Raw genomic sequence first — 1,414 nt, forward strand, 5'->3', positions numbered from 1 at the left:
ATTAATTTTCTTGCCATCAGTATTTTTAAGAACCACTCCAAGATCTAAAGTTTTTGAACTAGATGTTTCAGCATAAACATCTTGTCCTAAATTTGCATCTAATAATGCTCTTTTTAAGGGTGCTCCTTCGGCATCAATCAGAAGTTCTGAAAGAAAATTTCTCATAAAGAAATCTTTTTTATTTAAGGCAAGTCCTAAGCACCAACCGTATAGCAAAAAGTCTTTATTATCTGCTAACTCCTCTTTAGATGCTGAATAAGTTATATCAACATACTTTTGTTTTTCTAGGGGTTCGTTTAAGATTATTTCTGAGTCTATCTCTTCTTTTCTAAAATTATTTAAATATTCTTCATGTATATATTGAAGTTTTTCTTCCATATCCATATTTCCATATAGATAAATGTAAGAATTTGAAGGATGATAGTATCTTTTATGAAAATCTAAAAATTCTTCATACGATAAAGTGGGAATTAACTTTGGATTTCCACCAGAATCTACTCCATAAGATGAGCCTTCATGGAGGTTAAAAATGAATTCATCTCCTACAATATTTTCAGCTTGAGAATAAACTCCTTTCATTTCATTGTAAACTACACCATTATATATTAATTCGCCTGTATTCTTATCTATTTCATAGTGCCATCCTTCTTGCATGAAAATTTTTTCTTCTTCATATATTCTAGGATAAAAAACAGCATCTAAATAAACATCCATAAGATTTTGAAAATCTTTTTCGTTTCTTGAAGATACAGGATAAATTGTCTTGTCGGGAAAGGTCATTGCATTTAAGAAAGTTTGCATAGAGGATTTTATTAAATCCATGAAAGGTTCCTTAGTCCTATATTTTCTTGAACCTGACAACACACAGTGTTCTACAATATGAGCCGCGCCATTTCCAAATTTTGGTGGAGTTCTAAAGCCTATAGCAAATGCCTTATTATTATCATCATTTTTTAGGGTTAAAACTCTTGCTCCAGTTTTTATATGTTCATAGACTAAACATTCGGAAGCCACTTCATCTATATATTTTTTTTCCAATAATTTATAATTTTCCATAATACCTCCTTTCCCTATTATAACCTAAAGTTAATATATATAAAATAAATTTAATAAAGACTTGAAAAATCCAAGTCTTTATCCATTAATCTTTTGTCCATTTCTTAAATTGTTTCTTAATGTTTCTAAATATTCATCTATACCTTCTAATTTGTTAAGAATTTTTCTTTCATTTACAGATGTTTCAATTATTTTATATATACCACCATTTTTTATAACAATTCTTTTATCAGCCATAAGGGCAAGGGTAGGGTCATGGGTAGAGATAATTACAATTTTATCTTGCGACATTAAAAGCTCAACGGCTTTTTTTTCTGTCAATTCCTGCATTTTCTATTTCATCAATTAAAACTATTGG

General features: G+C 29.0%; 2 protein-coding genes. Both read right to left on the reverse strand.

What is annotated here, in order from left to right:
* Positions 1-1,056 (reverse strand): insulinase family protein (locus HMPREF9131_RS07325; protein ID WP_009346227.1); only part of this gene is annotated, 1,056 nt, incomplete at its 3' end.
* Between the two features lie 78 nt (positions 1,057-1,134).
* Complete coding sequence (locus HMPREF9131_RS07330) at positions 1,135-1,377, reverse strand: hypothetical protein (protein WP_009346225.1); 243 nt, start codon at positions 1,375-1,377, stop codon at positions 1,135-1,137.
* Between the last annotated feature and the right edge of the window lie 37 nt (positions 1,378-1,414).

Origin of the sequence: Peptoniphilus sp. oral taxon 836 str. F0141 (assembly GCF_000179335.1) — a bacterium.
In the GTDB taxonomy this organism is placed as follows: Bacteria; Bacillota; Clostridia; order Tissierellales; family Peptoniphilaceae; genus Peptoniphilus_A; species Peptoniphilus_A lacrimalis.